A 15,366-nucleotide genomic window follows, 5' to 3' on the forward strand; every position below is an offset into this window, starting at 1 on the left:
TCGGTGGTTAGACTGGGGCGCGTTAAACCGTCCGAAACGTCGGGCATGTCAGAAGATGTTTAGCCGTCGAAGCGTAACTTCCGAATAATGGCTGACTCCGACAGTGGGACGCAGGGCGCAGGTGAGGACGCGCCGGAGAAATCCCGCGAGGAACTCCGCCGCGAGGTCGATGAGAAGTACGACTTCGAGAACTTCGGCCCCGAAGACATGGCGGAGATGTCCCTCGAAGAGTGGGAGGCTGCATTCGACCCGGAGACATGGATTACGGGCCGTGAGTTGCTCGACCGGGTGGAGGCCGACCTGAAACACCGAATCGCAACTCGGGAGGTGTTCGCCGTCGTCGAACGAACCACTCACGAGGGCGAACCGCTGCTGGTCGCGTACTCGGACGAAGGGTACACCGTCGTCTACGCCGATGGAAGCGTCGAAGGGCGTGGAACCGTCCTCCGTGACGTGAAACCGACCGTAGCGCTGGCGTCGATGGAGGAGTACGACGTACCGGAGACGCCGGAGGGCGACCAACTCCCGCAACCTGATGAAGTTCCGGAGGGAAGCGGCGAACTCGGCAACAAGCTGATGCAGACGATTGCGGGCATCCATGTCGTGGCTGGCGTCGGGATGCTGATTGCGTGGTTTCTAGTCTACTTCCGAATTATCGGCGTTCCGCAGAATATTCGCGAAGGAGCACCCCTGCTAGCACTCATCGGCGGTGGATTCCTCGTCTTCGGATTTTTCGTCCTGCTAATCGTTGCGAACGCCCGGCTTTCCGACAGGTTTCGGTCGGAAGAGTACCGGAATCGCCTTCGTTCCGCTGGCGTTGAATCCGGCGAACGCCCCGACTTTCTCCCGTTGGATGAAGAGGAGCGAGACGACTGAAGCACCGAGAGGAGTGTCGAAACCCCCGATGTCGGCACTCCCGCGGCATCGGTGGGTTTAAGCAAGTCCCATCCTGACCAACACATGTATGAAGAGGCGGGACTTTCTACTGGCGGCCAGCGGCGTTGCTGGCGGAACTGCCGCGGCGGCGGCACCCGCTGGTGCGCAGCAGACGACCACATCGGGAGGTGGCAACCAGTCCGGCGGTAACGGGACTGGCGGCAACCAGACGACTACGTCGGCCGGTGGCAACCAGTCGAGTGGAAACCAGTCTAGCGGTAATCAGAGCAACGGCGGGGGCGGCGGTGGCGGAGCGACGAAGACCGTCAAAGTCGGCCCTGGCGGCGAACTCGTCTTCGAGCCAGCCGACCTCCAAATCTCTCCCGGCACCACGGTGAAGTGGGTCTGGGAGTCGAACACCCATAACGTGGTTCCCGAGAGCCAACCCGATGGGGCTGGCTGGGAAGGGTCTGGAAGTGAGAGTGAAACGTTCGATTCTGGCCACACGTACGAGCACACCTTCGATACGGAAGGGTCGTACGAGTACTTCTGTGCGCCGCACAAAAGTGCCGGCATGACCGGCGCTATCACAGTCGGCGGCAGCAGTGGCGGTGGCGGTGGCGGTGCCCCGGCGGAAGCCGACCCCGAACACATGGGCGTGCCGTTTCAGGCGCACTACGTCGGAATCGCGACAATTCTGATGATGGTCGTCTCACTCATCTACACGTTCTTCTTCCTGAAGTACGGCGAATCTGCACACACCAGCGGAGGGAACAGATAGATGTCCTCGTCAGGAAGCACGTACGGCGATATTCACCGCTACGAACCGGCCCGTGAAAGCACGACTGCCGCCATCGCAATCGTCCTGTTGACGATTATCGAGGTCGTGTTCGTCGGCTTGTTCACCTACGGTCTCCTCAACGGATGGGGGCTGACGGAAGTCGGCAACATGTACCTCGGCGGTATCCTCGCGGTCATCTTCATCGACCTCGCGTTCGTCCTCATGCTGTACCGCAAGGAGTTCCTCCCCGACGTTATGATCGTCAAAAAGCGTCGTCGCAAGTGGGAAGACCTCTACGTGCGTGAGGAGGAACAGTACGGAACCGAGTCGTTCGGAGACGCATGGGAGCAGTTCAAACGAGCAGTGTATCCCTACTACAAACGATAAACAATGGCAGGAGACGACAAATATCCGCAGAGCACAGGTCGCCGCCGTTTCGTCAAAGGCGTCGTGGGAAGCGCGACACTCGCCGGAGTCGGCACTGCCGGAGCCGCCTCGCTCAAATCAGCGACGGCCTCGGCCGGTGCGGGCGGTGGTATTACACAGTTCATGGGCGTAGAGAACACCGCAGGTCCCGCACCCCGGGGGATGCCCCAGATACCCATCGAAATCGACGACGAGGGGTACATCAAAGGCTTCTTCCCGAAACCGTCGACGAAGACAGTTGAGGGGCGTGAAGTGACGGTCGCCGAGACGGAAATTGGTGGCATCAAATACTCGGCCAACTGGTTCCAGTACTGTGGTGTCCAGACGTATAAAGGCGTCAAACCCGACGCCGACATGGACAACTACTTCCGCTACAAAGAAGGCGCGAAGTACGACTGGCAAGCTGAGGAAGTCAAAGCCGGTGACAAAGTCCACATCGACGACTTCACCGACTACAAGACATGGGGTAACGGCATCGGTAAGTCGGGGCTCGGAAAGCCCGCAACGGTGACCTGGCGGTCGCAGGACGTTCCGCCGAGCCAGACGATGACCGTCCAGCTCATTCGGAGCACGAACGTCGAGGAGATGTCGGGCGAGAGCAAGTGGCTCAAGGAGAGCACCGACAAGGGCTTTATCGCCAACCTGAACAAATGTACGCATTTCTGTTGCGTGCCCGCGTTCAAGGGCATCGCCGGCTCCGCGAAGTTCGGCGCGCAGGATCTCATCTACTGTCCGTGCCACCAGTCGGTATATGACCCCTTCAGCATCGTGAAGAAATCGTTCGTGGCACTGCCACGACCGGAGGACGACTAAATGAGTATCGAACGCAAAGACGACCACGACCACGGCGAGTGGCTCCGCGAGAAAGAGCTGACGCCCATCGAGACCACGTTCCTCACGACGCTCATCTGGATGGACAAACGGTTCCGCATCGTGGACTATCTCGAACTACTGGAGACGTTGTACTACCGCGTCAACCTCCAGATGCCGAAAAGTCACACCGAACAGTACGGCCTCGACAACAAATTCTGGTACTGGTACCCGCTGTACGCACTCGGGAGTTTCTCGACCATCGCGTACGTGGTAGCCGCTGTCAGTGGCGCGTTGCTCGGATTCTACTACGCACCATCGACGGCAGGAGAAACGACGGCCGCGTACACCCAGTTGACGTACATCATGGTCGACCTCAACTTCGGGTTCATGCTCCGAAGTATCCATCGCTGGTCGGCACAGGTGATGGTCGCGGCGGTGTTCCTCCACATGCTCCGTGTCTACTTCACGGGCGCATACAAGGAACCCCGCGAGGTCAACTGGATCCTCGGCATCATCCTCATCAGCTTGACGATGGTGTTCGGATACACGGGCTACCTGCTCCCGTGGGACCAGCTGGCGTTCTGGGCCGGACAGATCGGTGTCGAAATGAGCCTTTCTGTCCCGCTCATCGGCGAATGGGTCGCACAGCTCCTGTTTGGAGGCTTCAGCCTGAGCCAGGCAACACTGCAACGGATGTATATCCTGCACGTGTTCTTGCTTCCATTCGTTGTGACCACGCTCATCGCGGTGCACATCGGCATCGTCTGGATGCAGGGCATCGCTGAACCACACTGATACAATGACCGACGAAAACGAACCCCGAACCGACGGAAGTGGAACCGGCATCGTCCCGCCGGACGACGAGACGCCCTCATGGCTCGAGCGGAAACAGCGCACGCAAGGGCTCTCCCGGCTGACGTACGAATACTTCGAGCGCTCGCGCCGCGAAGACCAGGATTTGCGACAGGAATCCAGCTACGTCGAGCGTGACGTGCTGGCGTTCCCGACGTGGCCCCACGAGATGATTCGGAACCTCTCGATTACGAGTTTCTTCGTCGGGATGATTCTGTTCCTCGCCGCGACGCTCCCGCCGCACCTCGGCCCACCGGCGGACCCGAGTTCGACCCCGGCGATTATCCTGCCCGACTGGTATCTGTACTGGTCGTTCGGCCTGTTGAAGCTGGGACCGCTCAACCCCGAACTCGCCATCCTCGGCGGCGACAAACTGATGGCAGACCGAACGTACGGTGTCGTCGCGAACGTCGTCGTTGTCAGTATCATCGCCATCGTTCCGTTCCTGAACAAGGGAAGTGCCCGCCGACCGGTCGAAGAGCCGTTCTGGGGTGCTGTCGGCATGTTCGGCGTCTGGTTCGCGATTACCATCAGCGCGCTGTCGATCAAGAACCTCCTCCCCATTAACGCCCACCTCACGTTCGACTTGTCGTTCCTCGTGCCCATCGTCGCGGGCACCATCACCTACGCGGTGCTGAAATCGATGCGTGAAGGGTACATGTTCAGCCTCAACCGGCGGTACTACCGCCTGCGACCACCGAAGTAACCCGTCTTTTTCCTCATGTCTTCACGCGACGACGAATTCGAGACTAGTTACTCGGTTTTCGAAGACGAGAGTGACGAGAACGAAGCGGAGACCGAGGAAAAATCGGGTGGCATCGCCTCCCGCGACGTGGTCGTCCCGCTTCGCATCTACAAAGTCGTGACCGTATTCTCGACCATGTTTGCCGTATTCACCGTCGTCGGCGGATTTATTGCGCTCGATTTCGCGACCGACCGGGCGACCGCACCGCTTCCACAGGTCGATTACCCACTCGCCATTTTCGGACTGTTGCTTATCGCATCCGGAGCCGTGGTGTACGCCTTCTCCACGCGATTCCGAGCCGAAGGAATGGGAAAGTCTAAAGATGACTCCGACGAACCGTCAAACAATGGCTGACGAATTCGCAAAGGGACTCGGAATCGCCACGACGGCGGGTCTCGCTTGGATGGTGCTCTCGGGTTGGTATACGACGCCCGGTTTCGAGGACACACAGCTCCTCGGCGAGATTCCAGGAACTCTCGACATGTACGGCAGCCTCGCCATTCTGCTCCGTGAGGCGTTCTTCTGGTTCGCCATCTTCGGGATGGTTTTCTTCTGGATCATCGTCCCGACGATGAACAAGGTTCGGCGGGCACGGTCGTAACGACGGAAAACCGGATCGAACCGACCAGCAGATTAATCGATTTCTTCTCCCGATGCGCAACGCTACCTAGCCGTGGATTCGTGTTCCCGGATTTTCGTCCGCGAGAAACGCTGAAACGTCGTCCGGCCCGAAAATCGATGCCGGGGCACCCAGTTCGAGAAGCGACCGAACTTTTCCCGCCATGCCACCGGTCACGTCCGTCGATTCGCTCTCGCCGAGCACGTCGGCGACGCTTTCGTAGGTCGTAATTTCGGGAATGACTTCGTCGGCTTCGTCCAAAACGCCCGGCACAGTCGAACAGAAGCCGACGCGATCGGCATCGAGATGGCTGGCGACCGAGACGACGAGTTCGTCGCCGCTGACGACAGTCACGCCTTCGCCTTCGTGGGCGACCACATCGCCGTGTAAGACCGGAACGAACCCCTCATCGAGCATCGTTTCGATTTGCCCGGTCGGAAGCGTGAGGGACGCATCAGCGTCCCGAACAGCGACAGAAAAGGGATGGACGGGAACGGCGGAAATTCCACGGTCGTGGAGCCGTGAGAGGACAAATTCGTTCAGCGTTTTCATCGCACCGTGAATATCGATGACGGCTTCGATATCGCGGCTGCCGGTCGTTTTCGAAACGTTGTGTTCGTTCGCGTGGTGATGGCCGAAACTACCGCCACCGTGAACCAGCACGAGGTCATGTACGGCCGCGTCACTGATTGCGTCCGCGACGTGTCCAAGTGTTTCACCGTCGAGCGTATCGGCACGGTCTTTGTTGGTGATGACGCTCCCGCCGAGTTTGAGCACCGTTACACTCATTCCTCACGCACCCCCTCGGTATCGAGTTCGGCACGGAACGTATCTTCACAACCCGGCGTGAATCGCAGCGCCGTCTCCGTCTCGTCTGACGGGTCGAGTGCCACGATGCAACCGCCACCGCCCGCACCCGTGAGTTTCGCACCGGATGCACCCGCGTCGCGGGCGGCCCAGACCATGTTATCGAGCGAGCGCGAGGAGACGCCGAGCGCCTCCAGCAAGCCGTGGTTGAAATTCATGAGCTTGCCGAGTTCGTCGATGTCGCCCTCGGCCAGTGCACGCTCGCCCTGCCGAACGATATCGCCGATGCTTTCGACGGTGTCGGCGGCGAACTCGTACTCCTCACGGAGTGTCCGGACGCCGGCGACGAGTTTGCCGGTGTCGCCAGCGCCGCCGTCGAATCCGACGACGATGGGTAAATCCGGAGCTTCGATAGCCCGGCAGTCGTCACCCTCGACGCGAACCGCGCCGCCTGTTGCAGAGCAGAACGTGTCCGCACGTGAGGCCTCGCCGTCCTGCACTTCGAGCTCCGCCCGATACGCCCTGTCTGCGATTTCGTCGCTCGGGAGCGAAACGCCGAGTTCGCGCGTCGCGGCATCGATTGCGGCGACCGTTACCGCCGCCGAGGATCCAAGGCCCGCGCCCAATGGAATGTCGCTTTCGACGGTGATGTCGAAACCGGCGTTCGGTGAATCCGTTGCTTCACGAACTTGCTCGACAGAGGCATCGATATAGCCCGTGGCGGCGCGAATGAGCGATTCCGAAACGTCCACGTCGGGGGTTTCGTCGGTGCCGCGACCGTACTCGATGGTAAATCCGTCGAGGCTCAAATCCTCGGCGTCGACACGGAGGCGGTCGTCATCGCGTGATTCGACTGTCACCGTCGCTCGGCGCTCGATGGCACAGGGGACGGCGGGCTCGCCGTAGACGACTGCGTGCTCCCCGAACAGGTACACCTTCCCCGGGGCGCTCGAAACTGTCATGTCGTACTCTCGGTGAGCGGGGGGTATCACTTTTTTCGAATAGAGTTCCGTGGACTGTTACGAAAGAGAGGTATTTCATATAGCACGGATGGCAACGCCTTAACGCATATATCCAGGCCATGCTACTGTCGTAATATGACTGCTACTGTCGTTGAAGTCGAAATCCCCTCCGACGAATTCGCGCTCAGCCAGTCGCTGTCCACACGTGCAGACCTCACCTTCGAAATCGAACGTGTCGTCGCCCACGACGACGACCAAGTCATGCCGTTCGTGTGGGTAAGCAGTGAGGAGAGTAGCCGTGACGAACTCGAATCCGCTCTCGACGAGGATCCGAGTGTCAAAGACATTGAGTTACTCACCGATTTGGAAGACGAGTGGCTCTATCGAATGGAGTGGGTCGACCAGATAGATACGCTCATTCAAATACTTGTCAAGGAAGACGGAACCATTCTCGCGGCGATGGGAGACGACCATTCTTGGAATCTGCGTATCGTTTTCCCCGAACGGGAAGCGCTCTCTCGCACCTACGAGTACTGCGAGAGCAAGGGACTGACGCTGGATATTCTCAACATATACAAGCTGGAAGAGGGACGAAAGGGCCGTTTCGGGCTTACCGAACACCAACAGGATACGCTCACACTCGCCTACGAGCGCGGCTATTATCACGTCCCGCGCGACGTAACGGCCGACGACCTCGCAGACGAACTCGAAATTTCACATCAGGCCGTCTCCGAACGCCTCCGTCGTGCTCACGGAAGTCTCGTCGAAAATGCAATCATCCTCGGTGAGGGCGCCAATACGGATGAGAAATAGTTGCCGTCCGGACAGTTCGTCTGTGACGACCCATCGATGCTACTTTCCGAAGCACACTCTTGGTTCGCATTGATGGGGTGAAAATCGATGGGTCACGGAACGAAGTGGCGAATGTAGAATGTGCGACATCCCGGTCTGTGGCACGTGATCGGATGGCCAGTGTCACGGAAATGCTGAATCGCTCGCCGATTCGATTCCCGACGCTCGTCGACGCTGGTTTCGACGACCCATTCACACCGTCTGCAGTTCAGAATTCGTTTCCCACCCATCATCGTGTATCCAATCGGTCACGGGGTTACTGTACTCGTTGCACCATCAAGCGGTTTTAAACGGGGCTTATTTCACCGACAATTCAGAACAGGGCACAGCCGAGAGGTACCATTCCGAGCGGTATCAGCACACATCGCAATCGGGAAAACAGCGCAGTTCGGAGTCGAAAACTCTTCGATTAAATCTCGCTCTCGAAGTCGTCGAGCGAGTAGGCGGGTTCGGCACCGCGGCGGTCGAGCGTCTCGTTGGCGAGGAGCCAGTAGACGACCGACAGCGCTTTGCGACCTTTGTTGTTCGTCGGAACGACGAGGTCGACGTTGCTCGTGTTGTTGTTGGAGTCACACATGGCGATGACAGGGATGCCGACCGTGATGGCCTCCTTGACTGCCTGTGCGTCTCCGATTGGGTCAGTGACGACGACCACGTCGGGTTCGATGTAGCCGTCGTATTTCGGGTTCGTCAGCGTACCTGGGATGAATCGACCCGTGCGAGCGCGTGCGCCGACGGCTTCGGCGAACTTCTCTGCCGGGAACCGACCGTACTGGCGTGAGGACGTGACCAGCATCTGCTCCGGGTTGTAGTTGGAGAGGAAATCCGCGGCCGTGCGGATTCGCTGGTCGGTCTTGCTCACGTCGAGGACGTACAGGCCGTCCGTTCGAACGCGGTGGATGAACCGCTCCATGTCCTCGGTTTTCTGCTGCGTACCGATGTGGACACCAGCGCCGAGGTAGTCCTCGACGGGGATGAGGAGGTCTGCCTCCTCGTCGCCGAGCACGTCCTCGTCGAACTGTGGTTCTTCTTCTTCGGTCTCTGCTGCCTGCACACCGACATCTTCATCGGGGTCAACGTCGGGTTCCGCACCGGACTCGCCGGTCGGTTCCGCGTCGACTTCCTCTTCCGCGGCTTCGAGACCGTCCGTTTCTTCTTCTACCTGTTCTGAATCGTTATCGCTCATAATCGTGATACGTTCTGCTCGATTCGGATGAGTTCGTTGAGTTTGGCGGTTCGCTCGCCGCCGACCGTCCCCGTCTTGATGAACGGGGCGTCGGTCGCGACGGCGAGGTGTGCGATGGTCGTATCCTCGGTTTCACCGCTTCGGTGTGAGATGACGGGGTCGTATCCGTTCTCGACGGCGAGTTCGATAGCGTCGAAGGCGTCGGAAAGCGTTCCGATCTGATTTGGCTTGATGAGGATGCTGTTTCCGGCACCCTGCTCGATGCCGTCAGACAGTCGCTCGACGTTCGTGACGAACAGGTCGTCACCACAGATGAGCGTCCGGTCACCGACGCGGTCGGTGAGTTCGGCAAAGCCTTCGTAATCGTTCTCGTCGAGTGGGTCCTCGACGTAGACGAGGTCGTACTCGTCCACGAGGTTCGCTACGTAATCGATCTGCTCGTCGGTCGAGCGCGTCTGGTCACGGTAGTGGTATTCGCCGTCCTCGTACAGCTCGGCACCGGCCATATCGAGGCCGAACCGAACGTCGAAACCGACATCGTCAGCAACGGTCGAAACGGCTTCTTCCATCACTTCGAACGCTTCGTCGTCGTCGATGGACGGAGCCCACGCGCCCTCGTCACCTTTTGCCGAGGGGACGCCGCGCTCATCGAGAATCTCCGCGGCTTTCCGATGGACTGCGGCGTTCGCGAACACGGCATCCTGCACGCTCGGCGCGCCGACGGGTGCCGCGAGGAACTCCTGAATCGCAGTCGCGTCCGCGGCGTGTTCGCCACCCCCGATGACGTTTCCGAGTGGCACCGGAAAGGTGTCACCACGGAACGCACCACCGAGATGCTGATAGAGCGGTGCGCCAAGCACGTCAGCCGCAGCCTTTGCGGCCGCCATGCTGATGGCGACGGCGCTGTTCGCACCGATCTCCGAGAAGTTGTCCGTGCCGTCCGCCGCACGAAGGGTGTTGTCAACGTCACGCTGGTCGCCAACGTAGACGTTGCCTTCGAGGCGCGGAACGGCGTGTTCCCTGGCAGCGGCGATTGCCTCGCCCGGTTCGAGTTCGATCGCTTCGTACTCGCCCGTGCTCGCACCGCTCGGTGCGGCGGCACGGCCGAACCCGCCGCTCTCGGTTAACACGTCGGCTTCGACTGTCGCGTTCCCGCGCGAATCGAGGATCTGGCGGAGTCTGACGTGCTCGATGCGCGTCATTGCTCCTCCTCACGACGGACGGTGAACGGAAGCACACCGGCGTCGTACTCTTCGGCCGCGATGAGAATCGGCTGTGATTCCTCGGTCTCGATGAGAACCGGAGCGCCGTATGACACTTGCAGTGCTCTCGCACCGAGGATTCGGGCTTTTTCGTATCGGGAGTAGTGTTGTTGAGCCATTACTGGTACGGGGCAACGATGTCCACGAGGTCTTTGTGTGAGACTATCATTCGACGGCAGCAGTGCCGCTCGACGCCGAGGTCGTCGAGAACCTTTCCGGGGTCTTCGTTCCCCATATGGGTCTCGGCGCGCGATGTGTACTCCTGCCAGTGCTCACCGACGACTTTACCGCACGTGAAACACCGGACTGGAATCATCATGGGTTAAACCACCTCAACGGTAGGACTTCTGGTAGCGGGCACGGGCACCGGGGCCGCCCCACTTCTTGGGTTCTGACTGGCGAACGTCGTTGACCAGCAGGGAACGGTCGAACTCCATGAACGCATCACGGAGTTCGGCATCGTTCATATGCTGGACGAGTCCGCGGGCAATCGCCGTGCGGACTGCGTCTGCCTGTCCGGTGATACCGCCGCCCGAAACGTCAACGTCGACATCGACGCCTTCGCGCTCGTCGTCCACAATGCGGAACGGTTCGAGCATCTTGAGTCGGGCCATCTCCGGCTCGACCAGTTCGACTGGTTTCGAGTTGATTCGCACACGACCTTCGCCCTCCGTAACCGTGGCACGGGCGATTGCCGTCTTCTTCTTTCCGCTCGTGTTCGTTACCATGTGACGTTAGCACCTAGGTATTCGCTGACTTCGCCCAGTTGGACGAAGCGGATGTTCGAGAGTCGGTCCAGCGACGTTCCGTCGAGGATTTCTCCGTCCTCGTCGTACGGATTGCCGACGTAGACGCGCACGTTCTCGAAGGCCTCGCGGCCACGCGGCTTCTTGTACGGAATCATGCCGCGGATGGAACGCTTTGCGATCATGTCCGGTCGCTTCGGGTAGTACGGACCTTGGTCGGAGCTGAGGTTGAACCTCGTCTCGTACTTGTCCAACACGTCCTGCTTGCTCCCGGTGATGATTGCTTCTTCGGCGTTGACGACGGCGACTCGCTCGCCGTCCAGTGCCTTCTGTGCGACTTTGCTCGCCACGCGACCGAGAATGCAGTCTCGGGCATCGACGATGATATCGGCGTCGTATTCTGCGACACTCATCGAATCACTCGCACGTTAGCGCCGTTGGGGTTTTGTTCGATTGCCTGTTCGAGTTTGATCGGTTCGCCGTTTGCTTGCTCAATCTTCGTCTCTGCAGTCGAAGAGAAATCGACTGCAGCAACGGTGACGTTCTTTTGCAGGACACCGCTCCCGAGAACCTTGCCGGGCACGATGACGGTTTCGTCTTCCTGTGCGTATCGTTCGATACGGCCCAGGTTAACTTCCGCGTGCGTGCTCCGTGGTTTCTCGAGGCGTGCCGCAACGTCGTTCCACACATCGGATTCCTCATTGCGGGAAACCGACTTGAGCTCGGCGATGAGACTACTGAGCCTCGGATTTGTCTTACTCATGCTACTTCCTCCAAGTACTGAGAACTGAAGTGCAGGGAGCAGGATTTGAACCTGCGGACTCCTACGAGACAGCGCCCTGAACGCTGCGCCGTTGGCCAGACTTGGCTATCCCTGCACGCTGAGAACACGTGCGCACCCTCGTGGGCAACACACTGTTGTCTGCGGCCCTTAAAACCACTTTCGGTTGTCCGATTCCGAGAGTTGACACTCTCCGTCGAATCGGCGAACACGTCAGGGGAGCTCCAAGGGCCTGTCATTGTTATAGTTGAATTGCCTGTTCGAGTTCGTCCGCGCGTTCCGCCAACGAATCGACGGCCTGCGTGACCAACTCCTCGACGGTAAACGACCCGTCGCTTTCGACGTCGAACACGAAGGCGTTCGGAACGTCGTGAACCTCGACATCCTTTCCGGGGAACCGGTTCGTGAGGTCGTGGTCGAACGATTCCGTCGGAACGAGCTCACCATCGTCTTCGATGATACCACGGAGAATCCGGGGTTCTTCCTCTCCGAACTCGTCCCGGTCGCCGACGACTTCGACGCGTTGCAGGTGGCGGTAGCCGACCGCAACGCCACCTTGATGTTTGGCGTGTTCCTTCCCCGACCCGAGAACCGCGTCGGCCTCCAGTTCGAGGCGCTGGCCGTCCTTCAGGTCGATGATCGGAACGTTGTCCTCGGCGGGTTGCACCATCTCGTCGGAGCTGATGAGGTCGCCGGAGAACGCTGTTCCCGGACCCGACACGTCGAGACTGAGCGTCACGGTGTCGCCGTCCTCGAACTCGCCGGGTGGCGTGGTCAGCGGAACCAAGCCCAGACGCAGTCCGATCTGCTCGTCGAACATCACCGAGGAGTTCTCGATGACGCGGAGCGTGTCGATGGACAGCGTCGGTACGTCCGCAATCATGGCCCGGCGAATACCGTTGGCGAACGCCGGGGTGACGTTGCGAACGAGGAACCGCGCCTTGCGTTCGTCGCCGTCGATGAACTCTACGTCGAAGTCTTCGGTCATGTGTTAGAATCCACTACCTTTCGGTGCGCGGGTACCGTCGTGCGGAATCGGCGTCACGTCTTCGATACGACCGATTTCGATTCCGGCACGAGCGAGTGCGCGAATCGTTGCCTGCGCACCCGGACCCGGGTTCTGCTGAAGGTTGCCGCCGGGGCCTCGCACGCGGACGTGCAGACCGTCGATTCCAGCGGCCTTGACTTCGTCCGCGACCGTTTCGGCCATCTGCATGGCCGCGTACGGTGAGGACTCGTCACGGTTCTGTTTCACGACCGTCCCACCGGACGACTTCGCAATCGTCTCCGCACCAGTGAGGTCCGTGATGGTGATGATCGTGTTGTTGAACGATGCGTGTACATGGGCGATTCCCCACTTTTCGTCGTTGTCGCTCATTCGTTACCCTCCGCGCGTTCTGGATGAAGTTCGTCTGCAAGCGGGCTGTTCTCGTCGAAGGCGACGCTGCCTTCCTCGACGATTTCGACCTTGTACGACGGAATCGACACGCGTCGATCGTCCACCGTAACGTGGCCGTGGGTGATGAACTGGCGCGCCTGCTGTGGCGTGTTTGCCAGCCCCTTTCGGTAGGCAACGGTTTGGAGGCGTCGCTCCAGCACGTCTGTGATCTCGAGGAGCAGAACGTCGCCGAGTTCGTCGCCGTCGTCGAGGACGCCAATTCGCTTCAGACGGGAGAGGAACTCCTCGCCTTCTGCGGATTCGTCGCCCGTGATGTTGCCGAGCAGTCGTCGGGCCTCACGGCGGAAGTTACGAAGCTCACTCTGGGCGCGCCAGAGTTCTTCTTTGTTCTTCAGGCCGTATCGGTCCATCAGACCGCGTTCTTCGCCGATTCGCTCACCCTGGAACGGGTGGTTCGGCGTCTCGTAGAATTTGGTGTTCTCACCGGGGAGCGACATTATTCTTCGTCACCCTCCGCGGCGGCTTCTTCCTTGATAGCCTCGACGTTCACGCCAATCGTACCCTCGGTACGACCCGTGGACTTGGTTCGCTGTCCGCGAACTTTCTGTCCACGCTTATGGCGGAGGCCTTTGTACGAGCTAATCATTTTCATCCGGTTGATGTCCTGCCGTCGCGTCATGGACAGGTCGTTACCGGTTTCGTGGGTCGTCTCGCCGGAGAAGTACCCGTCTCGGTGGTTCGTGAGCCACTCGGGAACTTCGTCGGCGTAGTTCTCCACGGCCTCGACGACGCTTTGAATGTCGTCTTCGTCGAGTCGACCGAACGTTGCAGTTCGGTCGATACCCGCCTTTTCGGCGAGCAGTCGTGCCGTGCGACGACCGATTCCGTTCATATCGGAAAGCGACCGCTCTACGGTCTTCGTCCCATCGAGGTCTGTTTGCCCGATGCGGACGAAGTACCGAAGGTCGTCGTCTTCGTCCTGTGGTTGTTCCGTACTCATGGTTGATAGTTTGGAGCGTCGAGGGAGGGATTCGAACCCTCGAGGCTTGACGCCACAGAGTTAGCAACCCTGCGCCGTGGGCCAGACTAGGCTACCTCGACACGCGTTCATATGTTCGCCCTGCCGGACTCGGGACGCATGTCCCTACAGGTGTCTGCGATTCATCCTACCGGTGGTTACTATTTAAACGCAACGAATGCCTCTCGAACTGCACGTGAGAGGCTTGCAAGCCCCACGGAGACGACGTACATCCCGGCGAAAAACGGTGCCCAAAATACCCACAGTTCGAACGTCGGAAAGAGATGACTTCCGTAGGCGCTCCCGAGCGTGAGCACGAGATATCCCGGCAGTGCGAGTGGGGTCATGAGCCGAGCATCTAGCGCACCGACCACGAGTGAACCGACTAACAACAGATACCATCCCCACACCATCCGTCCCGTGAGCACGTTTCGGACGTTCATGAGTTCCTCCGCCGTTCGATTCCGTGATGGGAAAGCAACTCCTCGGCGGCGCGCTTCGTCCAGCGAACTCTCGTCCCGAGGTCGAGCAAAAACGCCGTCGTCTCGAAGATGTATCCCGGTCGGCCTAAGTCGCCTGCGAATTTGTGTACGAGCATCGGCCGCGACCCAGTTATCTCGCCACCGAGGCGAAACTCATGGAGCGGCATCGACCACGGAACGACGGCGTCGTTCAGACGCTCCGCCGTCCGTTTTGCGTGGTCGCTCGCTCTCCCCGCGTCCGTTGGCCAAATCACCTGCCCGACGGACGATTCGTGATAGCCGTAAATCCCGATAGAGCGGTGTAAGTCGAGTAGGACATCAGGATCGTGGCGGGAAACCACGCCCCAGATGGCACGTGCCAGTTCTGTCTCCGGGGTTTCTCCGGTCGGGAATTTCCGATTCAGGTCGCCGTTTTCGCCTTCGCGGCGATTCGCTCGAATCGCCGCCTGATTTGCTTTCGGCAGAACGACGAGCGTCCCACCCGAGACCTGCCATCTCGTGATAGCAGTCGCGGCGCGGTAGCCACTCTTCTCGTCGCCATGCATCCCACCGACGACGAGTGCTGTCGGCCCGTCGCCTCTGTTTCGAACGAACACTTCCGTTTCGTGTTTCGTTCCGGAGAGAATCGTATACGCCGGGTCAGGCGGCGTCTGCACTGCCAGTCTACTGTTAGCAATCGAAGCGCTCAAACCACCGACGGAAAGCGCACCTGCCGCCGCGAGGAATGCCCGTCGTCGCATAGGGGAGGGCGCGTAGCCA

24 protein-coding genes and 2 tRNA genes are annotated in these 15,366 nt (G+C 59.7%); 9 read left to right on the top strand and 17 right to left on the bottom strand.

From position 1 onward, the window contains the following. Window positions 1–87: 87 nt before the first annotated feature. The 8 genes from ACN2TU_RS04910 to ACN2TU_RS04945 all read left to right on the top strand — a co-directional run bounded on the left by ACN2TU_RS04910 (window position 88) and on the right by ACN2TU_RS04945 (window position 5,094). The gene (locus ACN2TU_RS04910; RefSeq protein ID WP_435153440.1) at window positions 88–876 is read left to right on the top strand and encodes a DUF7319 domain-containing protein; all 789 of its coding nucleotides are present in this window, start codon (window positions 88–90) and stop codon (window positions 874–876) included. 88 nt (window positions 877–964) lie between these two features. Further along, window positions 965–1,657: a plastocyanin/azurin family copper-binding protein gene (locus tag ACN2TU_RS04915; protein ID WP_435153442.1), complete on the top strand. Its 693-nt coding sequence runs from the start codon at window positions 965–967 to the stop codon at window positions 1,655–1,657. After that, window positions 1,658–2,044, top strand: coding sequence for a DUF7318 family protein (locus ACN2TU_RS04920; protein ID WP_435153444.1), 387 nt, complete (start codon window positions 1,658–1,660; stop codon window positions 2,042–2,044). A 3-nt stretch (window positions 2,045–2,047) separates the two neighbouring features. After that, entirely contained in the window at window positions 2,048–2,896 is an 849-nt protein-coding gene (locus ACN2TU_RS04925; RefSeq protein WP_435153445.1) for a ubiquinol-cytochrome c reductase iron-sulfur subunit, read from the top strand. Beyond that, window positions 2,897–3,691, top strand: coding sequence for a cytochrome b (locus ACN2TU_RS04930; protein ID WP_435153447.1), 795 nt, complete (start codon window positions 2,897–2,899; stop codon window positions 3,689–3,691). 4 nt (window positions 3,692–3,695) lie between these two features. After that, window positions 3,696–4,454 carry a cytochrome b family protein gene (locus ACN2TU_RS04935; protein ID WP_435153449.1) on the top strand — a complete coding sequence of 253 codons (759 nt, stop codon included), beginning with the start codon at window positions 3,696–3,698 and terminating at the stop codon, window positions 4,452–4,454. Between the two features lie 15 nt (window positions 4,455–4,469). Then, window positions 4,470–4,847: a DUF7315 family membrane protein gene (locus ACN2TU_RS04940; RefSeq protein WP_435153451.1), complete on the top strand. Its 378-nt coding sequence runs from the start codon at window positions 4,470–4,472 to the stop codon at window positions 4,845–4,847. Continuing rightward, window positions 4,840–5,094 carry a DUF7314 family protein gene (locus ACN2TU_RS04945; protein ID WP_435153453.1) on the top strand — a complete coding sequence of 85 codons (255 nt, stop codon included), beginning with the start codon at window positions 4,840–4,842 and terminating at the stop codon, window positions 5,092–5,094. The genes ACN2TU_RS04940 and ACN2TU_RS04945 overlap by 8 nt, the downstream gene beginning before the upstream one ends. A 66-nt stretch (window positions 5,095–5,160) precedes the next feature. Here the strand turns inward: ACN2TU_RS04945 and ACN2TU_RS04950 are convergent, their stop codons facing one another. Both ACN2TU_RS04950 and mvk read right to left on the bottom strand, forming a co-directional pair. Next, the gene (locus tag ACN2TU_RS04950; protein ID WP_435153455.1) at window positions 5,161–5,901 is read right to left on the bottom strand and encodes an isopentenyl phosphate kinase; all 741 of its coding nucleotides are present in this window, start codon (window positions 5,899–5,901) and stop codon (window positions 5,161–5,163) included. Beyond that, window positions 5,898–6,881, bottom strand: a complete 984-nt coding sequence (mvk, locus tag ACN2TU_RS04955) for a mevalonate kinase (RefSeq protein WP_435153456.1) — start codon at window positions 6,879–6,881, stop codon at window positions 5,898–5,900. The genes ACN2TU_RS04950 and mvk overlap by 4 nt, the downstream gene beginning before the upstream one ends. Before the next feature lie 135 nt (window positions 6,882–7,016). Here mvk and ACN2TU_RS04960 point away from each other — a divergent pair, with 135 nt between their 5' ends. Continuing rightward, complete coding sequence (locus ACN2TU_RS04960; protein ID WP_435153458.1) at window positions 7,017–7,694, top strand: bacterio-opsin activator domain-containing protein; 678 nt, start codon at window positions 7,017–7,019, stop codon at window positions 7,692–7,694. Window positions 7,695–8,142: 448 nt separating this feature from the next. Here ACN2TU_RS04960 and rpsB read toward each other — a convergent pair whose 3' ends face one another. The 15 genes from rpsB to ACN2TU_RS05035 form a co-directional block, all read right to left on the bottom strand. Beyond that, window positions 8,143–8,919 (bottom strand): 30S ribosomal protein S2, encoded by a 777-nt coding sequence (gene rpsB, locus ACN2TU_RS04965; RefSeq protein WP_435153459.1) that lies wholly within the window; start codon window positions 8,917–8,919, stop codon window positions 8,143–8,145. Next, the gene (gene eno / locus ACN2TU_RS04970) at window positions 8,916–10,121 is read right to left on the bottom strand and encodes a phosphopyruvate hydratase (RefSeq protein WP_435153461.1); all 1,206 of its coding nucleotides are present in this window, start codon (window positions 10,119–10,121) and stop codon (window positions 8,916–8,918) included. Before eno ends, rpsB begins: the two co-directional genes overlap by 4 nt. Further along, window positions 10,118–10,300, bottom strand: a complete 183-nt coding sequence (locus ACN2TU_RS04975) for a DNA-directed RNA polymerase subunit K (protein WP_435153462.1) — start codon at window positions 10,298–10,300, stop codon at window positions 10,118–10,120. The genes eno and ACN2TU_RS04975 overlap by 4 nt, the downstream gene beginning before the upstream one ends. After that, on the bottom strand, window positions 10,300–10,500 hold the full coding sequence (locus ACN2TU_RS04980; RefSeq protein WP_435153463.1) for a DNA-directed RNA polymerase subunit N: 201 nt from the start codon (window positions 10,498–10,500) through the stop codon (window positions 10,300–10,302). Before ACN2TU_RS04980 ends, ACN2TU_RS04975 begins: the two co-directional genes overlap by 1 nt. 13 nt (window positions 10,501–10,513) lie before the next feature. Continuing rightward, the gene (locus tag ACN2TU_RS04985; RefSeq protein ID WP_435153464.1) at window positions 10,514–10,909 is read right to left on the bottom strand and encodes a 30S ribosomal protein S9; all 396 of its coding nucleotides are present in this window, start codon (window positions 10,907–10,909) and stop codon (window positions 10,514–10,516) included. Further along, a complete protein-coding gene (locus tag ACN2TU_RS04990; RefSeq protein ID WP_435153466.1) occupies window positions 10,903–11,340 on the bottom strand; it encodes a 50S ribosomal protein L13 in 438 nt (145 codons plus the stop codon). Before ACN2TU_RS04990 ends, ACN2TU_RS04985 begins: the two co-directional genes overlap by 7 nt. Further along, window positions 11,337–11,690 carry a 50S ribosomal protein L18e gene (locus ACN2TU_RS04995; RefSeq protein ID WP_435153468.1) on the bottom strand — a complete coding sequence of 118 codons (354 nt, stop codon included), beginning with the start codon at window positions 11,688–11,690 and terminating at the stop codon, window positions 11,337–11,339. Before ACN2TU_RS04995 ends, ACN2TU_RS04990 begins: the two co-directional genes overlap by 4 nt. A gap of 30 nt (window positions 11,691–11,720) precedes the next feature. After that, window positions 11,721–11,805, bottom strand: a tRNA-Leu gene (locus ACN2TU_RS05000). Between the two features lie 144 nt (window positions 11,806–11,949). After that, window positions 11,950–12,696 carry a DNA-directed RNA polymerase subunit D gene (locus ACN2TU_RS05005; RefSeq protein ID WP_435153469.1) on the bottom strand — a complete coding sequence of 249 codons (747 nt, stop codon included), beginning with the start codon at window positions 12,694–12,696 and terminating at the stop codon, window positions 11,950–11,952. Between the two features lie 3 nt (window positions 12,697–12,699). Continuing rightward, window positions 12,700–13,086: a 30S ribosomal protein S11 gene (locus tag ACN2TU_RS05010; RefSeq protein WP_076428590.1), complete on the bottom strand. Its 387-nt coding sequence runs from the start codon at window positions 13,084–13,086 to the stop codon at window positions 12,700–12,702. Then, complete coding sequence (locus ACN2TU_RS05015; protein ID WP_435153471.1) at window positions 13,083–13,604, bottom strand: 30S ribosomal protein S4; 522 nt, start codon at window positions 13,602–13,604, stop codon at window positions 13,083–13,085. The genes ACN2TU_RS05010 and ACN2TU_RS05015 overlap by 4 nt, the downstream gene beginning before the upstream one ends. Next, window positions 13,604–14,107, bottom strand: coding sequence for a 30S ribosomal protein S13 (locus ACN2TU_RS05020; RefSeq protein WP_266076795.1), 504 nt, complete (start codon window positions 14,105–14,107; stop codon window positions 13,604–13,606). Before ACN2TU_RS05020 ends, ACN2TU_RS05015 begins: the two co-directional genes overlap by 1 nt. A 16-nt stretch (window positions 14,108–14,123) precedes the next feature. Next, window positions 14,124–14,208: transfer RNA gene (locus tag ACN2TU_RS05025), tRNA-Ser, on the bottom strand. 78 nt (window positions 14,209–14,286) lie between these two features. Further along, window positions 14,287–14,568 carry a hypothetical protein gene (locus ACN2TU_RS05030; RefSeq protein WP_435153473.1) on the bottom strand — a complete coding sequence of 94 codons (282 nt, stop codon included), beginning with the start codon at window positions 14,566–14,568 and terminating at the stop codon, window positions 14,287–14,289. Continuing rightward, a complete protein-coding gene (locus ACN2TU_RS05035; RefSeq protein WP_435153474.1) occupies window positions 14,565–15,347 on the bottom strand; it encodes a M99 family carboxypeptidase catalytic domain-containing protein in 783 nt (260 codons plus the stop codon). The genes ACN2TU_RS05030 and ACN2TU_RS05035 overlap by 4 nt, the downstream gene beginning before the upstream one ends. Window positions 15,348–15,366 lie beyond the last annotated feature (19 nt).

Source organism: Haladaptatus marinus (assembly GCF_051194195.1).

Bases quoted from the DNA above. Each gene is read 5' to 3' on its own strand.
- ACN2TU_RS04990 (WP_435153466.1), bottom strand. From the start codon at position 11,340: ATGAGTGTCGCAGAATACGACGCCGATATCATCGTCGATGCCCGAGAC.
- ACN2TU_RS04945 (WP_435153453.1), top strand. From the start codon at position 4,840: ATGGCTGACGAATTCGCAAAGGGACTCGGAATCGCCACGACGGCGGGT.
- ACN2TU_RS04985 (WP_435153464.1), bottom strand. From the start codon at position 10,909: ATGGTAACGAACACGAGCGGAAAGAAGAAGACGGCAATCGCCCGTGCC.
- ACN2TU_RS04920 (WP_435153444.1), top strand. From the start codon at position 1,658: ATGTCCTCGTCAGGAAGCACGTACGGCGATATTCACCGCTACGAACCG.
- ACN2TU_RS04935 (WP_435153449.1), top strand. From the start codon at position 3,696: ATGACCGACGAAAACGAACCCCGAACCGACGGAAGTGGAACCGGCATC.
- ACN2TU_RS05020 (WP_266076795.1), bottom strand. From the start codon at position 14,107: ATGAGTACGGAACAACCACAGGACGAAGACGACGACCTTCGGTACTTC.
- ACN2TU_RS04930 (WP_435153447.1), top strand. From the start codon at position 2,897: ATGAGTATCGAACGCAAAGACGACCACGACCACGGCGAGTGGCTCCGC.
- ACN2TU_RS04925 (WP_435153445.1), top strand. From the start codon at position 2,048: ATGGCAGGAGACGACAAATATCCGCAGAGCACAGGTCGCCGCCGTTTC.
- ACN2TU_RS04940 (WP_435153451.1), top strand. From the start codon at position 4,470: ATGTCTTCACGCGACGACGAATTCGAGACTAGTTACTCGGTTTTCGAA.
- rpsB (WP_435153459.1), bottom strand. From the start codon at position 8,919: ATGAGCGATAACGATTCAGAACAGGTAGAAGAAGAAACGGACGGTCTC.
- ACN2TU_RS04915 (WP_435153442.1), top strand. From the start codon at position 965: ATGAAGAGGCGGGACTTTCTACTGGCGGCCAGCGGCGTTGCTGGCGGA.
- ACN2TU_RS04975 (WP_435153462.1), bottom strand. From the start codon at position 10,300: ATGGCTCAACAACACTACTCCCGATACGAAAAAGCCCGAATCCTCGGT.
- mvk (WP_435153456.1), bottom strand. From the start codon at position 6,881: ATGACAGTTTCGAGCGCCCCGGGGAAGGTGTACCTGTTCGGGGAGCAC.
- ACN2TU_RS04950 (WP_435153455.1), bottom strand. From the start codon at position 5,901: ATGAGTGTAACGGTGCTCAAACTCGGCGGGAGCGTCATCACCAACAAA.
- ACN2TU_RS05030 (WP_435153473.1), bottom strand. From the start codon at position 14,568: ATGAACGTCCGAAACGTGCTCACGGGACGGATGGTGTGGGGATGGTAT.
- ACN2TU_RS04910 (WP_435153440.1), top strand. From the start codon at position 88: ATGGCTGACTCCGACAGTGGGACGCAGGGCGCAGGTGAGGACGCGCCG.
- ACN2TU_RS05035 (WP_435153474.1), bottom strand. From the start codon at position 15,347: ATGCGACGACGGGCATTCCTCGCGGCGGCAGGTGCGCTTTCCGTCGGT.
- ACN2TU_RS05010 (WP_076428590.1), bottom strand. From the start codon at position 13,086: ATGAGCGACAACGACGAAAAGTGGGGAATCGCCCATGTACACGCATCG.
- ACN2TU_RS05005 (WP_435153469.1), bottom strand. From the start codon at position 12,696: ATGACCGAAGACTTCGACGTAGAGTTCATCGACGGCGACGAACGCAAG.
- ACN2TU_RS04980 (WP_435153463.1), bottom strand. From the start codon at position 10,500: ATGATGATTCCAGTCCGGTGTTTCACGTGCGGTAAAGTCGTCGGTGAG.
- eno (WP_435153461.1), bottom strand. From the start codon at position 10,121: ATGACGCGCATCGAGCACGTCAGACTCCGCCAGATCCTCGATTCGCGC.
- ACN2TU_RS04995 (WP_435153468.1), bottom strand. From the start codon at position 11,690: ATGAGTAAGACAAATCCGAGGCTCAGTAGTCTCATCGCCGAGCTCAAG.
- ACN2TU_RS05015 (WP_435153471.1), bottom strand. From the start codon at position 13,604: ATGTCGCTCCCCGGTGAGAACACCAAATTCTACGAGACGCCGAACCAC.
- ACN2TU_RS04960 (WP_435153458.1), top strand. From the start codon at position 7,017: ATGACTGCTACTGTCGTTGAAGTCGAAATCCCCTCCGACGAATTCGCG.